This is a genomic window from Entomomonas sp. E7T21 (genome assembly GCF_058693955.1).
Window position 1 is genome coordinate 1,856,290 of the sequence record NZ_CP191672.1, and the last position, 18,741, is coordinate 1,875,030.

The 18,741-nt window shown below is 36.1% G+C and carries 11 protein-coding genes and 1 pseudogene; 8 read left to right on the plus strand and 4 right to left on the minus strand.

The genetic code is table 11. The features are described 5' to 3' along the window. Position 1: 1 nt before the first annotated feature. The 3 genes from ACQVD9_RS09055 to htpX all read right to left on the minus strand — a co-directional run bounded on the left by ACQVD9_RS09055 (position 2) and on the right by htpX (position 4,506). Positions 2-2,701: a [protein-PII] uridylyltransferase gene (locus tag ACQVD9_RS09055; RefSeq protein WP_264745716.1), complete on the minus strand. Its 2,700-nt coding sequence runs from the start codon at positions 2,699-2,701 to the stop codon at positions 2-4. A gap of 19 nt (positions 2,702-2,720) precedes the next feature. Continuing rightward, positions 2,721-3,500, minus strand: a complete 780-nt coding sequence (map, locus tag ACQVD9_RS09060; protein WP_264745717.1) for a type I methionyl aminopeptidase — start codon at positions 3,498-3,500, stop codon at positions 2,721-2,723. 127 nt (positions 3,501-3,627) lie between these two features. Then, positions 3,628-4,506: a protease HtpX gene (gene htpX, locus ACQVD9_RS09065; protein ID WP_264745718.1), complete on the minus strand. Its 879-nt coding sequence runs from the start codon at positions 4,504-4,506 to the stop codon at positions 3,628-3,630. A gap of 246 nt (positions 4,507-4,752) precedes the next feature. Between htpX and ACQVD9_RS09070 the strand changes: the two genes are divergently transcribed. The 8 genes and pseudogenes from ACQVD9_RS09070 to cysK all read left to right on the plus strand — a co-directional run bounded on the left by ACQVD9_RS09070 (position 4,753) and on the right by cysK (position 17,576). After that, the gene (locus ACQVD9_RS09070; protein ID WP_264745719.1) at positions 4,753-5,949 is read left to right on the plus strand and encodes an AI-2E family transporter; all 1,197 of its coding nucleotides are present in this window, start codon (positions 4,753-4,755) and stop codon (positions 5,947-5,949) included. After that, on the plus strand, positions 5,942-6,640 hold the full coding sequence (gene ung / locus ACQVD9_RS09075) for a uracil-DNA glycosylase (RefSeq protein ID WP_264745720.1): 699 nt from the start codon (positions 5,942-5,944) through the stop codon (positions 6,638-6,640). The genes ACQVD9_RS09070 and ung overlap by 8 nt, the downstream gene beginning before the upstream one ends. A gap of 61 nt (positions 6,641-6,701) precedes the next feature. After that, a pseudogene (apbC, locus tag ACQVD9_RS09080) lies at positions 6,702-7,496 on the plus strand (iron-sulfur cluster carrier protein ApbC); the annotation flags it as partial. Between the two features lie 16 nt (positions 7,497-7,512). After that, positions 7,513-11,007 carry a chromosome segregation protein SMC gene (gene smc / locus ACQVD9_RS09085; RefSeq protein WP_264745721.1) on the plus strand — a complete coding sequence of 1,165 codons (3,495 nt, stop codon included), beginning with the start codon at positions 7,513-7,515 and terminating at the stop codon, positions 11,005-11,007. Positions 11,008-11,228: 221 nt separating this feature from the next. Further along, positions 11,229-14,336: an autotransporter outer membrane beta-barrel domain-containing protein gene (locus ACQVD9_RS09090; RefSeq protein WP_264745722.1), complete on the plus strand. Its 3,108-nt coding sequence runs from the start codon at positions 11,229-11,231 to the stop codon at positions 14,334-14,336. Between the two features lie 292 nt (positions 14,337-14,628). Beyond that, a complete protein-coding gene (locus ACQVD9_RS09095) occupies positions 14,629-15,246 on the plus strand; it encodes a glutathione S-transferase (RefSeq protein ID WP_264745723.1) in 618 nt (205 codons plus the stop codon). Between the two features lie 89 nt (positions 15,247-15,335). Continuing rightward, positions 15,336-16,226, plus strand: coding sequence for an alpha/beta fold hydrolase (locus ACQVD9_RS09100; protein ID WP_264745724.1), 891 nt, complete (start codon positions 15,336-15,338; stop codon positions 16,224-16,226). 375 nt (positions 16,227-16,601) lie between these two features. Continuing rightward, a complete protein-coding gene (cysK, locus tag ACQVD9_RS09105) occupies positions 16,602-17,576 on the plus strand; it encodes a cysteine synthase A (RefSeq protein WP_264747879.1) in 975 nt (324 codons plus the stop codon). 25 nt (positions 17,577-17,601) lie between these two features. On the opposite strand, the gene ACQVD9_RS09110 is transcribed toward cysK, so the two are convergent. Beyond that, positions 17,602-18,678 carry a phosphatidate phosphatase App1 family protein gene (locus ACQVD9_RS09110; RefSeq protein ID WP_264745725.1) on the minus strand — a complete coding sequence of 359 codons (1,077 nt, stop codon included), beginning with the start codon at positions 18,676-18,678 and terminating at the stop codon, positions 17,602-17,604. Positions 18,679-18,741 lie beyond the last annotated feature (63 nt).

Sequence of the window (18,741 nt, forward strand, 5' to 3'; positions counted from 1 at the left end):
GTTAAATAGATAGTATAAAATTATCAGAAGCAGGTTGAGAGGTTTCTGATAGCTTGTTAATAATAGTTTGCTGTAGTTCGTTTATTAGTTCATTGTCAGAGATAGCATGACCTGTTTTATCAATAACTAAAAAGTTATCTTCTACTCGCTCCCCTAAGGTGGTTATTTTAGCACCTTGAATGGTTAAATCATAAGACAAAAATATTTTAGCAATACGTGCTAGTAAACCAGGCCTATCAGGAGCCTCTATTTGTACAATGCTAACATCGTTTTGTGGGTCATTATAAATAGATACTCTTGGCTTAAAGGTAAAGTGCTTTAGCTGCCTAGGCACACGACGTTGAATAATAGTTTGATAGTTTTCTGGATTTTTTAGACCATTAATAAGTTCTTCACGTATGGTATTTATACGGTGTTGATCTTGACCTATGGATGAGCCATCTTCATTTAAAACAATATAGGTATCTAGTGAAAACTTAGAAGTTGAAGGTAAAATTCGTGCATCCTGAATACTAAGGTTCAGTTGTCCCATAATAGATACTGTTACTGCAAAGAAATCCCATTGCTTGGGTGCATAAATAAAGATTTGTGATGCACTACCAATACCTCGTTGTGAGGTTTGTTTAAATAGCACTAATGGGTCTTGGTTATTTTCGTGATGTAAAATAGCTTCGGTATGCCAAGCAATATCACTGGAAGTATGACGTAAAAAGTAATCTTCTCCCATTTGCGACCATAACGACATAATTTCATCTTCATCAATACCACTACGAATTAAAATATCCATAGCAGCTTGTTGGGTTTGATGAATTTGCTCATTGCGACCTAGCGGATTGGTTAAGCCGCGTCTTAAGGCACGTTTGGTTTCTGTATAAAGTTGTTGTAGTAAGGTGGCACGCCAAGAATTCCAAAGAGTAGGGTTGGTAGCGTTAATATCAGCTACGGTTAGTACATACAGATAGTTAAGATGATTTTCATCGCCTACGCGTAGTGCAAAATCATTAATTACTTTAGGATCAGTTAAATCTTTGCGTTGAGCGGTGGTAGACATAATCAAATGGTTAGCCACTAACCATGCAATAAGTTCAGTGTCTTCTGTAGGGAGTCGATGTAGCTTACCAAAATTAAATACTTCTTCTGCACCAATTTCTGAGTGATCACCACCACGTCCTTTGCCTATATCATGAAATAAGCCTGCTAAGTAGATTAATTCAGGTTTAGCCAGTTTTAGGAATACTTTGCTAGGTAATGGAAACTTTTCCATCATCTCTGAACGAGACAGTTTTCTTAAATGTTTGATAACATTTAAGGTATGTGCATCTACCGTATAAATATGGAATAGATCATATTGCATTTGTCCAACAATATGACCAAATGCAGGAATATAGCGGCCTAAAATACCATAACGATTCATGCGTCTTAGGTTACGATGAATATCTGACTCACACTTAAATAGGTCGAGGAATAGTTGTGAGTTTGTAGGATCATGCCGAAATTTATCATTAATCAGATGTCTAGCTTCACATAATAGGCGAATAGTATTTGCCCTAATTCCCCATATTGCAGGGTTTTTTGCCAGTACTAAAAAGATCTCTAAAAGAGCAGAGGGTTCTTTTTTAAATACATCAGGTTGAGTAACTTCAATAAAATCATTACGTATTTGAAAATGATTATTTAGTGGCGTGATAGTAGGCGTTTTATTTTTTTCTAAAATAACTTCTTTAAAATGCTGATAAATAATTTCATTAATGCTCGAAACATTCATTACCATTCGGTAATATTTCTTCATTAATTGTTCAATGGCTACTTTAGGTTCTTCCGCCGTATAACCTAATAAATTGGCTACTTTAGCTTGATAGTCGAGCAGTAAGCGGTCTTCTGCGCGGTTAGCTAACATATGTAGGGCGTAGCGTACTTTCCATAAAAAAAGCAGCGAGGCATTCATTACACGATATTCATTTTCTGTAATAAAGCCTTTAGCAATCATGGCATGTAGTTTTAATTTGCCATACTCTCTACGACCAATCCATAAAATAGTTTGAATATCTCTTAAGCCACCAGGAGAACCTTTTACATTGGGTTCTAAGTTATATTCTGTATCGTTATATTTTTCATGGCGAGCTTTTTGCTCAAGGTATTTCTGAATAAGAAATTCTGAGCTTGGCCACATATGTTCAGTACTGGTTGCCGCTAGCATTTGTTTGCGGAGAGTATCTGCCCCTGTAATGGTACGGCATTCAATTAGGTTGGTAATGATTGTTAGGTCATTGCGGGCATGTTCAGCACATTCATCCAGTGTACGAACACTATGACCAATTTCTAAACCAATATCCCATAACAGCATTAAAAACTTCTCAATAGAGGAGGTAAACTGCTCTTGATAACCATTTTCTATAAGAATTAATACATCAATATCTGAATGAGGGTGCAATTCTCCACGACCATAACCACCTACTGCTAATAGTGCAATTCGGTTAGATTCTGGCCAGCTAAATTGCTTCCAAGCTTGTATAAGAATTTGGTCAATAAGCCATGCACGTTCAGTGATGAGCTTACGAATGTCGTAACCAGTGCAAAAGCGTTGATCTAGAATAGTACATGCTTGCTTAATCACTTTTTTAAAAGCTGCAATAGGACTTGATTTTAAGGCAAGTTCTGCTTGGAATTGCCCTTGATCAAATAGTTCAGCAGTACTACTCATAACCACTTATCTCCAACTACTAATTGCTGCGGGGAAAAGTTTCTTCTTTACGTAATGTTAATACTTCATAGCCATGATTGGTTACTAAGATCATATGCTCATATTGGGCTGATAATTTACGATCTTTAGTAATAGCCGTCCAGCCATCACCTAATGTGCGTGTCTCATAACGACCTTGGTTAATCATCGGTTCGATGGTAAAGATCATGCCTTCTTTAAGCTCTAAACCTGTGCCTGTTTTACCATAGTGTAAAACTTGTGGTGCTTCGTGGAAACCAGTACCAATACCGTGTCCGCAATAGTCGCGTACGACAGAGAAGCCATTTTTCTCTGCATGTTTTTGAATAATTGCACCAATATCACCTAAGTGTGCACCAGGTTTTACTAATTCAATAGCCATATACATACATTCTTGAGTGACTTTGCATAAACGGTCTGCCCACTCAGGAACATCACCCAGTAAATACATTTTACTGGTATCACCATGGTAACCATCTTTAATAACCGTAATATCAATATTAACAATATCACCATTCTTTAATGGCTTATCATTTGGAATACCATGACAAACAACGTGGTTTACAGAAGTGCAAATAGATTTAGGGTAACCATGATAGTTTAATGGAGCCGGGATAGCTTGTTGTACATTAACGATATAGTCATGACAAATAGTATTTAATTCGTCCGTGGTTATGCCTACTTTAACATGTTCATCTAGCATTTCTAATACTTCAGCTGCTAGACGGCCAGCAATGCGCATTTTTTCAATGTCTTCAGCTGTTTTAATGATTACACTCATAAGTTCTCGTCAAAAGTCATATTGTATTTATAGAAAGTCGCTATTTTAACAGGTTCAATTGGAAAAAACTAAAAAGTTGCAGAACTAAGATCTATATTTTTATAGACCTTAGTTATAAGAGAAAAAACTATTGTTGACGAAGCGCTGTAATACGATCTTCTAAGCGAGGGTGACTCATAAAGAGTTCTTGTAAGCCACTTTTTAATGAACCATTAATACCAAATGCTTGTAAGCTATCGGGCATTTCAGCAGGAATATTGGCTTCAGCCTGTAAGTGTTGTAATGCTGAAATCATTGCAATAGGGCTTACTAATGAAGCACCTGCATAATCTGCACGGTATTCTCGTTTTCTTGAGAACCACATAACAATCATAGTGGCTAATATACCTAATACTAGTTCAGCGGCAATTGTCGCAACAAAGAAACCTATGCCGCGACCATTTTCATTTTTAAAGACTACTCTATCCACAAAGTAACCGATAATACGGGCAAAAAACATAACAAAGGTATTAACTACCCCTTGAATTAGGGCAAGCGTTACCATATCGCCATTAGCTACGTGGCCAATTTCATGACCAAGTACCGCTTTTACTTCATCAGGCGAGAAACGCTCAAGTAAACCTTGACTGACTGCCACTAAGGCAGCGTTTTTGTTCCAGCCTGTGGCAAAAGCATTAGCTTCATAAGCAGGGAAAATACCCACTTCTGGCATTTTAATACCTGCTTTTTGAGAAAGCTCTTGTACCGTTTGGATTAACCATTGCTCATGGCGTGTTCTAGGTTGTTCAATTACCTGTACATTCATGGCTCGTTTGGCCATAAATTTAGATATAAACAGCGAGATCAATGATCCAGCAAAGCCAACAATAGCACAGAAAATAAGTAAAGCAGTTAAATTAAGGCCATCTTGCCCCATATAACCTGAAAAACCCAATAAACTTAGTACAATACCTGCTACTACGACAATGGCTAAGTTGGTTAATAGATATAGGAAAATACGTGTCATCTAGCTAAAAACTCCTAAGTAAAACTATTTTGTTTTTTATACTTGTGTTGTATAAGGTTTATTAGAGAGAAGTTCAAGCAAAGGTTTATTTCAAACTATGTCTGAAAAATTTTCAAGACTATCAATATTAAATAATTGAAGTGCTTCATAGATTGTCTTTAGTCGAAAAAGAATAGATTTATCCCTATAAAACTACTACTATTATCACCTTTTATTAATTGAATGGATTTTACCATTAGGCCAACTATGCAATCGAGTAATAATAAGCTTGAAATATTTACTTTTTTTGTCATTTTAGTATTTTTTAGCTGTGCTTTCTTAAACATTATGTTGCCATTTTTTGGCGCTATTTTTTGGGCTATTATTTTAACTATTTTGTTTAGCCCTATGCAAAGAAATTTAGAGCATCGTTTAAAGGGCAAAAATAATTTAGCGGCTTTTATTACTGTTTGTATTTGTATCTTAATAGTGGTTATTCCTGTTATTTTTGTTATTAATTCATTATTTCAAGAAAGTTCTGCATTATTAACCCGGATGAAAGAGGGTAAGTTTGATATTGGCCAATATTTACAACATATTATGGATGGTTTACCTGCTCCTTTACAAAGTTTAATGGAGAGAATGGGGTGGAATTTAGATATCGCTGATATCAAAGATAGATTAGCCAATGTGGGAATGAAAGCGTTAAGTTTTGCAGGTAATCAAGCCTATAGTATTGGGCAGGTTACACTACAATTTGCGATTAGCCTCTGTGTAATGCTGTATTTGTTGTTCTTTTTATTACGTGATGGGTCATGGTTAGGACAAAGTATCAAGCGTGCTATCCCTATTTCTGATGACCGTAAATCTGATTTATATGAAAGATTTTCTATTGTTATTAGAGCAACTGTCAAAGGTAATATTATCGTAGCTTGTATACAGGGAGCATTAGGTGGTATTGCTTTTTGGTTTTATGGTATTCAGGGTGCTATATTGTGGGGCACCATTATGGCTGTTCTTTCACTATTACCAGCAGTAGGTGCTAGTTTAGTGTGGGGGCCTGTAGCTATTTATTTCTTGGTAACAGGTATGATTTGGCAAGGTGTTAGTTTAATTGTCTTTGGTGCAGTGGTTATTGGCATGATTGATAATGTATTACGCCCCATTTTAGTAGGTAAAGATACTAAATTACCAGATTGGTTAATTCTGTTGTCAACCTTAGGTGGTATTTCTGTTTTTGGTATTAATGGTTTTGTATTGGGGCCATTAGTGGCGGCGATGTTTATTACTGTATGGGCAATATTAACTGAAAGACGTTTACAGTTAGAGGACACTAGTCAAGCTGAAAGTTTTCATGCTTTAGCTGATGGAAACCAACCAGCTCCTCAACGTAAAAAACGTAGGTACTATAACAACAGGAAACGTAATCAAAACAGCAAAGGAACGGATAACGGAAATGACTAAAGAAGTTGCCTTAGAAACATCATGGAAAAATGTTTTACAAGACGAATTTGAAAAGCCATATATGACCGCTTTGGGAGACTTTTTACGGGCTGAAAAAGCAGCAGGTAAAATAGTTTATCCTAAAGGTTCGCTCATTTTTAATGCATTAAACAGTACACCACTTGATGCTGTAAAAGTAGTGATTTTAGGTCAAGACCCTTACCATGGTCCTAATCAAGCACATGGCCTTAGTTTTTCTGTACAGCCAGGTGTTGTTATTCCACCTTCTTTGGTTAATATATATAAAGAGATCAAACGAGATTTAAATATTGATCCACCTAAACATGGTTGTTTACAATCTTGGGCTGAACAAGGTGTATTACTATTAAATACTTCGCTAACAGTGGAGGCTAATAAAGCAGCTTCGCATTCTAAACAAGGTTGGCAACAGTTTACTGATAGGGTTATTCAAGAAGTAAATCAACACTGTACTAGTGTGGTATTTATGTTGTGGGGCTCGCATGCGCAAAGTAAAAGAAATTTGATTGATCCCACTAAGCATCTTGTTTTATGCTCTGCACATCCTTCGCCTTTATCCGCTCATCGTGGTTTTTTAGGCAATGGGCATTTTAGTAAAGCTAATTATTTCTTAGAACAGCGTGGTATTACACCTATTAACTGGCAATTACCCGCTGTTGTAAATTCTTTGTAATGTAAATTGATTTGGAAATTAAATGACAACATCTGCTTCTATGTTAGATTCAGTCGCTCATATTATTGCAGTGGCTTCTGGTAAAGGTGGCGTTGGTAAGTCAACCACGGCTGCTAATCTTGCACTCGCTTTAAGTCAGCAAGGAGCAAAAGTAGGCATTCTTGATGCAGATATTTATGGCCCTAGCTTAGGTATTCTATTTGGTTTGCCAGAAGGCACTAAGCCAGCGGTAAAAGATGAAAAATATTTTGTACCTATTAAAGCACATGATGTGGCAGTAATGTCTATGGCTTTTTTAGCCTCTGATCAAACACCTATGGCATGGCGTGGTCCTATGGCATCAGGTGCATTATTACAGTTACTTACGCAAACAGCATGGGGTGAGTTAGATTATTTAATTATTGATATGCCACCTGGTACAGGCGATATTCAATTAACGTTAGCACAAAAAGTTCCAGTTACTGCTGCGGTAATTGTGACTACACCACAAGATTTAGCCTTAATTGATGCCAAAAAAGCGATAGGTTTATTTGAAAAAGTAAATATTCCTGTGTTAGGTATCATTGAAAATATGGCTGTGCATATTTGTTCTAATTGTGGCCATGTTGAGCATTTATTTGGCGAGGGTGGTGGTGAGAAACTGGCTAAACAGTACCACGTTCATCTATTAGGTTCATTACCTTTATCATTGTCTATTAGAGAGCAAGCTGATTCAGGTAAACCAACCGTGTTTGCAAATCCTGCTAGTGATGAAGCTAAGCTTTATCAAGCCATTGCTCTGCAAATGGTACAGCAAGTAGCACAGCTAAAAGTGGCCGCTGCTGCTATGCCATTTATAGAAACCACTGATGAATAAGAGAAGTTAGCGGGTTATGCGTTTAAAGTCGATCAAACTAGCAGGTTTTAAATCTTTTGTGGATGCTACGACTGCTTATTTCCCTACAAATATGACGGCAGTAGTAGGGCCAAATGGTTGTGGTAAATCTAATATTATTGATGCTGTGCGTTGGGTAATGGGTGAGGGTTCGGCTAAAAACCTACGTGGCGAATCCATGATAGATGTTATCTTTAATGGTTCTAATACACGTAAACCTGTAACCCAAGCCTCCATTGAACTAATCTTTGATAACAGTGATGGTACTTTACTAGGTGAATACGCTAGTTACGCAGAAATTTCTATTCGTCGTCGGGTTACACGAGATGGTCAAAATCAATACTTTCTAAATGGTACAAAATGTCGTCGTCGCGATATTACCGATATTTTCTTAGGAACAGGGTTAGGGCCGCGTAGTTATTCGATTATTGAGCAGGGCATGATTTCCCGCTTAATTGAAGCTCGGCCTGAGGATTTACGTAATTATATAGAAGAAGCAGCAGGTATTTCTAAATATAAAGAGCGTCGTCGTGAAACAGAAAATCGTATTCATCGTACTCAAGAAAACTTAGCACGTTTATCTGATTTAAGGGAAGAGCTAGGTAGACAGTTAGAACGTTTACATTCGCAGGCTAAATCGGCTGAAAAGTATCAACAATATAAAATAGAAGAAAGACAGTTAAAAGCAGAGTTAACAGCGATACGCTGGCAAACTTTACATAGCCAGACAGAGAATCATCAGCGCATTATTCGAGAACAAGAATTAGCGTTAGAGGCGTTAATCACTGAGCAACAAAATGCAGATACCCATATTGAACAACATCGTGATAAACATCATGATTTATCTGAGCATTTCAATCAGGTGCAAGGGCGTTTTTATGCAATTGGTGGTGAAATTGCGCGTTTTGAACAAAGTATTCAACATAGTCAACAACGATTAAAGCAATTACAAGAAGACAGTATAGAAGCAGAACATAGTTATCAAGAAGCGTTAACAACTATTACAGCAGATGAAGAGCAGTTGGCTATTATTGCTGAAGAAGTTTTATTATTAGAACCAGAAAAAGAATTATTAGCAGCCAAAACAGAAGAAGCGGCTATTCAACTGCATGAAGTTGAAACAGCCATGGCCACTTGGCAAGAGCAATGGCATGAGTTTACTCAAAAAAGCAATGATACAAAACGTCAGGCAGAGGTACAACAATCTCGCACGCAACACTTTGAGCAAAGTTTAGAGCGTATTGCTGAACGCATGCAACGCTTTGTTAGTGAGAGCGAACAGTTAAATGCTGATCCACAAGCAGCCGAAATTTTGCTATTAAATGAGCAGTTGTCTGAGTCTGAACTCGTTATTGAACAAGTTGAAGAAGAAAAAGGACAATTTCAACAAGCTATTCAAAACTTGCGTGGTCAGCGTACAGAGTTAGATCAACGTTATCAGAAGCAACAAAATGATAGTCAACGTTTAGCTGGTCGTATTGCCTCATTAGAAGCATTGCAGCAGGCAGCGTTAAATCCTGATAGTAAAACTGCCCAATGGTTAACTGAGCAGGGTTTAGCAAATAATCAACATTTAGCCGATCGTTTAAAAGTAGTAGAGGGTTGGGAATTAGCGGTTGAAACCATTTTAGGGGCTGATTTACAAGCGATTATTTGTGACTCATTGGACAACGCAAATTTACATAGTTTTACGCAAGGTGAGTTAAGACTTATTCAGCCTATTGCTATGAATACAACTATTACTAATTCTGCTAGCTTGTTGGATAAAGTAATAAGTAAAGATATTGCACCTTCGTGGTTAGCTATGGTTATTCCTGTGGAAACTTTAGATGAGGCATTAGCACAAAGAGCAGGGTTAACGTTAGGACAAAGCCTTATTACAAAAGATGGCTATTGGGTAGGTAGTGACTTTATTCGCATTAAGCGGGGTGAGCAAACCACTACTGGTGTATTAGCCAGAGCGCAAGAACTAGATAAGCTAGTAGAGCAGCAAGCGCAATTAGAAGAGATTATTGAGCAAACCCAGCAAGAGATAGAACAGCTTAATGAGCAACTACAGAATAAAGAACAATCCTTAGCCGACCAACATAAGAAATTGCAACAATTAACCCAACAAATGGGTGAGTTAAAAGCTAAGTTAGTAGCGCGTCGAGCACAGGTAGAGCAAGTAACTCAACGTCGTCAGTATTTAGATAAAGAAATTAGTGAACTAACTATACAGCAACAAGCACAGCATGAAGAGTTAAAGCAAGCTAGGGCTTTATTACAAGAAGCTTTAGATCAAATGGCTGAATATGCTCAGCAAGATATTACCTTGCAGAGTGAGCGTGGTAAGTTACAAACGCAATTAGAACATTGGCGTCGGGAAGAGCGTGTTCAAAAAGATCAATTACACCAGTTATCAATTAAACTAAATGGCTTAGTAACGCAGCAACAAGCAATAGAGCAATCGTTGCAACGATTAAAACAACAAATTGGTCGTTTACAAGAGCGAAAAGAATTATTGCAATCACAATTGGCTGAGGGTAGTGCACCTATAGAAGAGTTACGTTTTAGCCTTGAAGAACAGTTAGAAAAACGTTTACAAGTAGAAGAAGAGTTAAAACAAGCACGTTTGGCTTTAGAAGATGCTGATAGTTCGCTACGTGAAACAGAACAGCGTCGTATAAGGGCAGAGCAACAATCACAAGCTTTAAGGTCGCAGTTAGAACAGCAACGTTTGGATTGGCAAGGGTTAAATGTTCGTAAAAAATCTTTTCAAGAGCAGTTGCAAGAAGATAGTTATGATTTACATACCTTACTACAAAATTTGTCAGAAGAAGCTAATGAAGCAGATTGGGTAAAACGTTTAGAGCAAGTAACTGAACGTATTAATCGTTTAGGAGCGATAAACTTAGCGGCTATTGAAGAGTATCAGCAACAATCTGAACGTAAAAACTATTTAGATGCACAGAATAATGACCTAGTAGAGGCATTGGCTACTTTAGAAAATGTTATCCAAAAAATTGATAAAGAAACGCGACAACGTTTTAAAGAGACATTTGATAAAATTAATGATGGCCTACAAAAACTATTTCCTAAAGTGTTTGGTGGTGGTATGGCATCACTGGAGCTTACTGGAGAAGATTTGTTAAGTACAGGCGTGGCAATTATGGCAAGACCACCAGGTAAAAAGAACAGTACTATTCACTTACTGTCAGGTGGGGAAAAAGCTTTAACAGCATTAGCACTAGTATTTGCCATTTTCCAACTAAACCCAGCTCCTTTCTGTATGCTAGATGAAGTAGACGCACCATTAGATGATACTAACGTTGGTCGTTATGCTAACTTAGTTAAAGAAATGTCCGAAAAAGTACAGTTTATCTATATTACCCATAATAAAATAGCCATGGAACAGGCCGATCAACTGATGGGTGTTACAATGCATGAACCCGGCTGTTCACGTTTAGTTGCAGTTAATATGGAAGAAGCAGTAGCACTAACAGAAGTGTAAGGCAGTGACAAAAATTGTCAATTATTTGCTTTTATTATACTTTGGTATAAGTTTATATTTTATATAACCCATTGTTTATAATTGATAAGTTTTTTTGGCATATTTTTTGAGAGATTGAGTTACCACAATAAATTTAATAAATGCTCTATTGTTCTCATAGCTGTTATTCACATGATGTAATTGCTCTGTAGATAATAGGTTTAAAGAAAAGGACGTATGCTATGATTAAACCTTCTATATTGTCTCAAACTATTTCTGTTTTAAGTATGAGCTTTGTTAGTATCCTTAGTGCTCAAGCGGCCGATTGCACTGTCACTGGTCTTCAAGTCAGTGCATCTACAGATTGCCAAATGACCGATGATAATTTAACAATGGTCAGTGTTAATGGTGCCAAGGTTACCCATACTACAACAGGTGATTTAGTTATTAATAATCCATCCTCAACTAATGGGGACTTTTCTGGTTGGGCTGGCCAAGGTACTTATGGAGTTCGAGTATCTGGTGCAGGAGCAGAATATATTTTAAATTCTGCAACAGATAAGGGTGATATTGAAATTAATACAGGGACTAGCAAGCAGAATCAACGAGGTCGTGGTATTACTGTTGAAAATGGTGGAACTGCGACTATTTATGCTAATAAAATTACAGTAAATACATTGGGTGATTATAAAAATGACTGGAATGCAAATAATGCTATATTTGCAGGTAGTAATGGTACCCTAAATATATTTGCTGATGAGTTGAATCTAACAGCAGTTGAGGCAACAGTTCCTTATGGAACCATAGGTGCTGTTAACGGTACAGTTAATATTAAAGGTAATACTGGTTTATCCATGACTAATATTACTACTGGCGGTGGTGGTTCAAGTGCTGGTATTTTTGTACAATCTGGCGGACATGTTAATTTAGAGTTAATTAATATTGTAAATACATTATCAAATGGTAATTATGGCATGGGTATCTATACTGCAGATGCTGGTGGAGCCTCAGTTACTTTTGTAGGTGGTGACATTACAACTCAAAGCCGTGCAGGTTCAGGGATTCGTTCATTAAATCTGACCAGTGTTGATGCGCTAGGCTATGATAATGGTCATTTCAATATCACTACAACAGGTATGGATGCTAGAGGCATTAGGTCTACTGGACAATCAGTGGTTACAGTTAATTCGGAGCAACATGCTGGTTTTGTGACAACAATTACAACCTCAGGTAGTATTTCTGATGGTTTAAATGCTGGGCGTTTGGGTGCTAAACGAGCAGATGGAACTTATGTGAATCATGCCGGTGAAATAGGTTCTGTATATAGCGGTTCAGAGATTACGGTATATGGCGAAGCGCATATTACAACACAAAATGCTAGCTCTTATGGTCTTCGATTAATAGGTGATGGTGCAACTATTAATTTACTGAGTGTTGCAGGACAAGGAAGAAGTACTGTGCATTCAAAAAGTACTGCAGTACGTTTTGGCTTTGGTAATGGCTACAGTAATAATGCAGATGGTACAACTGATATTAAAGCACAAACCATGACTTTGGAGAGTGTTGATCTTACCCATGATGGTACAGCAGGTTCTTTTGTATTATCCAATACAGGAGCAATATGTAATCTTTCGTCCAGCCTTTGTGATACAAATGGTAATAATACTTGGGCGAGTGGTAATTTAATACAAGTGGGCGACAATAGTGGTGATGTAGGCCGTGCTGTAGATGATGGTCGTAATGCAATGACAGTTGCTGATGCTGTAGTAGACGGTGTGCTAAACTTAAAAGACAGTACGGCAACTGCAGTAACAGGCAGAGACCTGTTAAATGTTACCTTTGGTGGGGGGACTACTTATGTACCTGATAAAGTATCCAGTAGCTTTACTTTAAATGCTGATTCATCAGTATTAAAGGGTAGTGTATCTACTGATACAACGTTAGATAAAGATGGTAAGGCGAGTGTTTCCACATTAAATCTTACTAACAATACAGAATGGTATATTGAGCGTGATTCAAATGTAACTAACTTAACTGCTCAAAATAGTAAAGTATATTTAAATACCTTCAATAATTGGTCTAATACAACACCTAGTAATTTTGGTAATCAGTTAACAGTAAATACCTTAGCGGGTAATGGTCATTTCTTTTTTAATACTGATATTGTTGCTCAACAAACCGATAAGTTAATTGTAACAGATATAAATCAAGCTACTGGTAGTCATCTAATCACTGTTAAAAATGATGCCAGTCAGGCCACAAATGGCACTGAAGTGATTGATATTATTGAAACAGAAGGTGGTTCTGCTAATTTTAGTTTATATCAAGGTAAGTCTGTTGAACTAGGTCAATGGGAGTATGGCTTAAGAAGAACTGTTGATAGCGTAACAGGACAACAAAATGGCAATTGGCAACTTTATGCAACACCAAGAAGAAGTTCAACTGCACAAGCGTTTAATACCTTTGTTAATACTAACTATATGTTAACTTATATTGATATCCAAACACTTTTACAAAGAATGGGTGAGCTACGCGACACAGAAGGTGATGGTGATTTCTGGATGCGTGGTTTTGCAGGTAAGTTAAATACTTTTAATAGTAGTGCCTTTGATGGTTATGATATGCACTATAGAGGAACACAAGCAGGTATCGATAAATTAATTAAAACCACTAATCAAGGCCGTTTATATGTGGGTGGTATGGTTGGTTATATTGATGCTGACCAAGATTTTAGAAAGGGCAGTGGTTCTGCTAAAAACTATCATTTAGGTTTATATACCACCTATATTACAAATGATGACCTCTATTTTGATGGTGTTGTAAAATATGCCAAATTAAAAAATAGTTTTAATGTTAAAGATAGTCAAGGTACTGGTGTAACAGGTACAGGTAATACTAATGCTATCAGTTTATCTGGTGAGATAGGTAAACGTTTTTATGTAAATGAAGGAAAGCAGGGTTTATATATAGAGCCTCAAGCACAATTAGTTTATACCTATAATGGATCAGATAGCACACGTGCCTCTAATGATCTAAAAGTTAAGTTTAATAATTATGACTCATTGATAGGAAGAGGCAGTGCCGTTATTGGTTATCAAATTTCTAATACAGAAAATCCTGTTAATGTTTATTTTAAAACAGGTTATGTAAGAGAATTTAAAGGTAAAGTAGCTTATAAAGTAAATGATACTAAAGAAAACACTAGTTTCAGAGGTGGTTGGTTTGAAAATGCTGTAGGTGTGAGTGCGACTATTAATAAAAACCATAATGTTTATGGTGAAGTGAGTTATAGCAATGGTAATCGATTTGATAAACAACAACTTAATGTTGGATATCGTTACTCATTTTAGTTAAAAATTGTAAAACTTTTGACCAACTTGTTTTAATGGCAAGTTGGTTTTTTTATGTTGGGAAAAAGGTTTTTAGATTTTGTAGCAATAATTAATTATTACTTTTTAGGCTTATATACGGATATACTTTTTTAAAATATTTCTTTGTTTTCAATAACTAATATAAAGATAATACACTTGCTATAAAATTAGGATAGTATTTTATAGCTAGCATTCGACTTATGGATAGGGTTTCTATCTTGAGGTGTAGGATATAACATACAGTATTTAAATGATTAAGGAGTGTTTAATAATGCAGCTAATAGGTTTATTAAGATCACCTTTTGTGAGAAGGGTAGCCATTTCTTTAAAATATTATGGTATTCCTTTTGAACATTATCCTTTATCTGCATTTGGTGATGATTATGCTACGTTAGCATCCATCAATCCTGTTGTGAAATTGCCTACACTGGTTTTAGATAATGGTGATATTCTAATGGATTCCAGTTTGATACTTGAGTATTTTGAATCTCAAGTACCTATGATGCAAAAATTATTACCTTCAAGCCCCAATGAATTAGCTACACATCTCAAAGTTATTGGTCTTGCTTTAATGGGCTGTGAAAAAACAGTTCAGTTGGCTTATGAATTACATAGAAGACCTGAAGAAAAACATTATCAACCTTGGATAGATCGGGTTACTAATCAGATTAAAGGTGCTTTTACTGTATTAGAGCAAGAGGTTGCTAAAAATACATTTAAAGCAATCGATGACTCTATTAATCAAGCAGCTATTTCAACAGCCGTTGCTTGGTCATTTAATCAATTTGCTGTACCTGATTTATTAAAACCAGAAGATTTTCCAACACTGTCACAATTTACCAAAGAATTAGAAACATTACCTATTTTTTTAGATACGCCGATTAATTAACAAAAATTATTATAAAAATGATTTATCTCATTTTTATATATAGATTGAAAGGTTTATAGTGTATTTAAAATTAAGGTGAGGATTCTGTAATGACTACTCCAACCGAAAAAATAGTTAAGACACCTACAGGCGTTGAGATTTGGACAGAGTTTTTTGGTGAGCCAACAAACCCTGCTATCTTGCTAGTTATGGGCGCCATGAATCAAGGACTATTTTGGCCACAACCTTTTTGTGAAGCACTGGCTAATGCTGGCTTTTTAGTCATTCGGTATGATAATCGTGATACTGGTAAGTCTTCTATTATTAATTATGCAATGAGTCCCTATACATTAGATGATATGGCAGAGGATGCGATTGCTATTTTAGAGGCCTATAATTTAGCAAAAGCAACCGTGATAGGTATGTCGATGGGGGGATATATTGCTCAGTTGATGGCCATTAATTACCCTTCATATGTTAATAAATTATTACTGCTATCTAGTTCGCCAGATCATCGACCTTTAATGTATTCATTACAAGGGACTTATATGGGGCAATTTCCCTTATCTCCACCTTCTGATGATTATCTTTTCCATTTAACTCAAGCTTCATTTTATATACCTAAAACACCTGAAGAAGTAGTCAAGTCTACATTAGGTCATTGGCAGTCTACACATGGCGGTTCATTGCCTTTTCCTGAGCAAGAAATGACTATACTTATTAAGGAGTCCATAACTAGAATACAAAATCCAATGGCTACTATGAACCATGGTGCCGCTGTTGGTAATTCGCCAGATCGTTTAAAAACAGTGCAACAGATTACAGCGCCTACTTTAGTGTTGCATGGTGAGTTTGATCCTGTGTTACCTATCGATCATGGTCAATATTTGGCAGATAATATTGCAGGTGCTAAGTTAATTAAATTAGATATGGGGCATTTATTTCCACCTACAATGTCGCAGCAAATGGCAGATCATGTGATTAATTTTATTAAATTATAATTTAGGTTATAGTTTTAATAGCATAGAAATATTTATTAACGATAATATGTACAAGATATAGTTATATGGATGAGCTCGACTAAAAACTGTTGTTTATATCAGTTTTTGTAGTGACAACATTGTTTATTTTATTTATTGATTTACCAATTGAATATGGCCTTTGGATAAAAGCTGTGTTGTGCACAGTTGTTGTGGTAATTATTATTGGTTATAAAATAAAAAAATTAGTAAACCGAAATAAAATATTATATATTCAAAGATAATAAATAATTTGTTACTTATGTTTTCTTGTTATATATTCATTTCATCATAGTCTAACTAGTTGAAATAAAAAGAGTAGAATAAAAGTATCCTTAAAACAAGTTCAGGAGCAAAATAATGAGTATTTTTACAGATAATGCACAATCTATTGGTAATACACCCCTTATTCAATTAAATAAATTGACAGTGAGGGGGGTTACCATTCTTGTGAAAACAGAAGGGCGTAACCCTAGTTATTCTGTAAAATGCCGTGTTGGTGCCAATTTAATTTGGGATGCAGAAAATTCTGGTAAGTTAAAGGAAGGTGTGACCATTGTTGAGCCTACATCAGGTAATACAGGCATTGCCTTAGCTTATGTAGCTGCTGCAAGAGGTTATAAATTAATTTTAACCATGCCTTCTTCTATGAGCTTAGAGCGCCGTCAAATTTTAAAAGCATTAGGTGCTGAGTTGGTGTTGACTGAACCTGCCAAAGGAATGAAAGGTGCTATTGAAAAGGCAAATGAAATAGTCAATAGCGATCCAGATAAATACTTTATGCCTCAGCAGTTTGATAACCCTGCTAACCCAGCAATACACGAAAAAACAACAGGACCAGAGATTTGGAATGATACCAATGGCAATATCGATATTTTTGTGGCAGGCGTTGGTACTGGCGGAACAATTACTGGGGTTTCACGTTATATTAAAAATACCCAGAAAAAGCCTATTCTTTCTGTAGCAGTGGAGCCAGTAACATCACCTGTTATTAGTCAAACTTTACAAGGTGAAGAGGTTAAGCCTGCACCACATAAAATTCAAGGCATTGGTGCAGGGTTTGTACCAAAAAATTTAGATCTTTCATTAATTGATAAAGTAATACAGGTTACTGATGAAGAGTCTAAACAAACAGCTTTACGTTTAATGCAAGAAGAAGGAATTTTATGCGGTATTTCTTCAGGTGCAGCATTAGCAGCAGCATTAAAACTAGCGGAGCAACCTGAAAGTCAAGGTAAAACTATTGTGGTGATATTACCAGATTCAGCAGAGCGTTATTTATCCAGTATGTTATTTGCGGATATGTTTACTGAGCAGGAAACTAACCAATAATAAAAAAGGGCTTAATAGCCCTTTTTTATTGCGTGCTGATACACCAGTTTTTTAAATCGGTAGGATCAGTAAATATACGCCATTTATTAATATCTAAATCTTTAAATGTTTGTTGATAGCGACTATTTTGACTATCCTCATCGGTTACATTGCGTATAGCAATACAACTTATTTGCTCAGGATGACGACGCATCATATCAGCATAAATTTCAGGGTCAGCTTCACCAGAGTCACCAATTAAAATAAATTGACGCTTGGGATAAGCCATTAATAATTTTTCAATACTTTTCTTTTTGTGTTGCAGAGAGTCATCGCCTGTTGCTATAACAGAGTTCCATGTTGTTCCCTCACGTAAATGAAAACTACCTTGTGGGAATTTTGCTTTATCCATAAAGTCTTTAAGCGCAGGGTAAAGTTGTATAGGGCTTGATGATACATAATGGAAAGCGACATTTTGTTCACTATTATTAGCCATTTGCTGATACCAGTCGCGCATAGTATCAATAGCTTTGAACTCTTCAATAAAAGTGTTAATAAGTAACTGTTTTTTATCTAATACATTAGAGTCTTTGATTGTATCATCTATATCAGAAATCACTGATATACCTTCAGGGAAAGCATAAACAGCATAACCATTATCGGCTCCTGCTGGAGTTCCAGATTGATATAACTGATAGGTGATAATGTTATTACTTGTTATAGCAGAACTAGCTTCAAAATAAATTGTTTTATTGGCTCTACCATCTTTGTTGGTCTTAGGGAGACTGTGTACAGATTGATCTGCAAACTGTACTTTAATCGTTTTGCCGCGTTCAGAATCTACTCTAAATAACTGGCTTCTCTCATAGAGCCTAGCATATTGCTCTGGGCTAAGTTGGTCTTTATTGATACCTAAATACTTAGTTAGTGTGGTAGTCATGCCTAAACGACGTTCTTTTTCATAAATCCATGTTTGAACATTTACAGCAATTTTATTTCCAGTTATTTCATAGGCAATATCAGGAATAAACATAACATACTCATCTGATTTTAAGGATGAGGCTAGAGCTATTGGTGTAACAAATCCTAATAAAGAAGAGATAAAAAACTTCCTTAGTTGCATATTAATAATCCTATGGTTTTAGTTAATAGTTTCTCAATAAAAACAAGACAGAATTTTTACAAA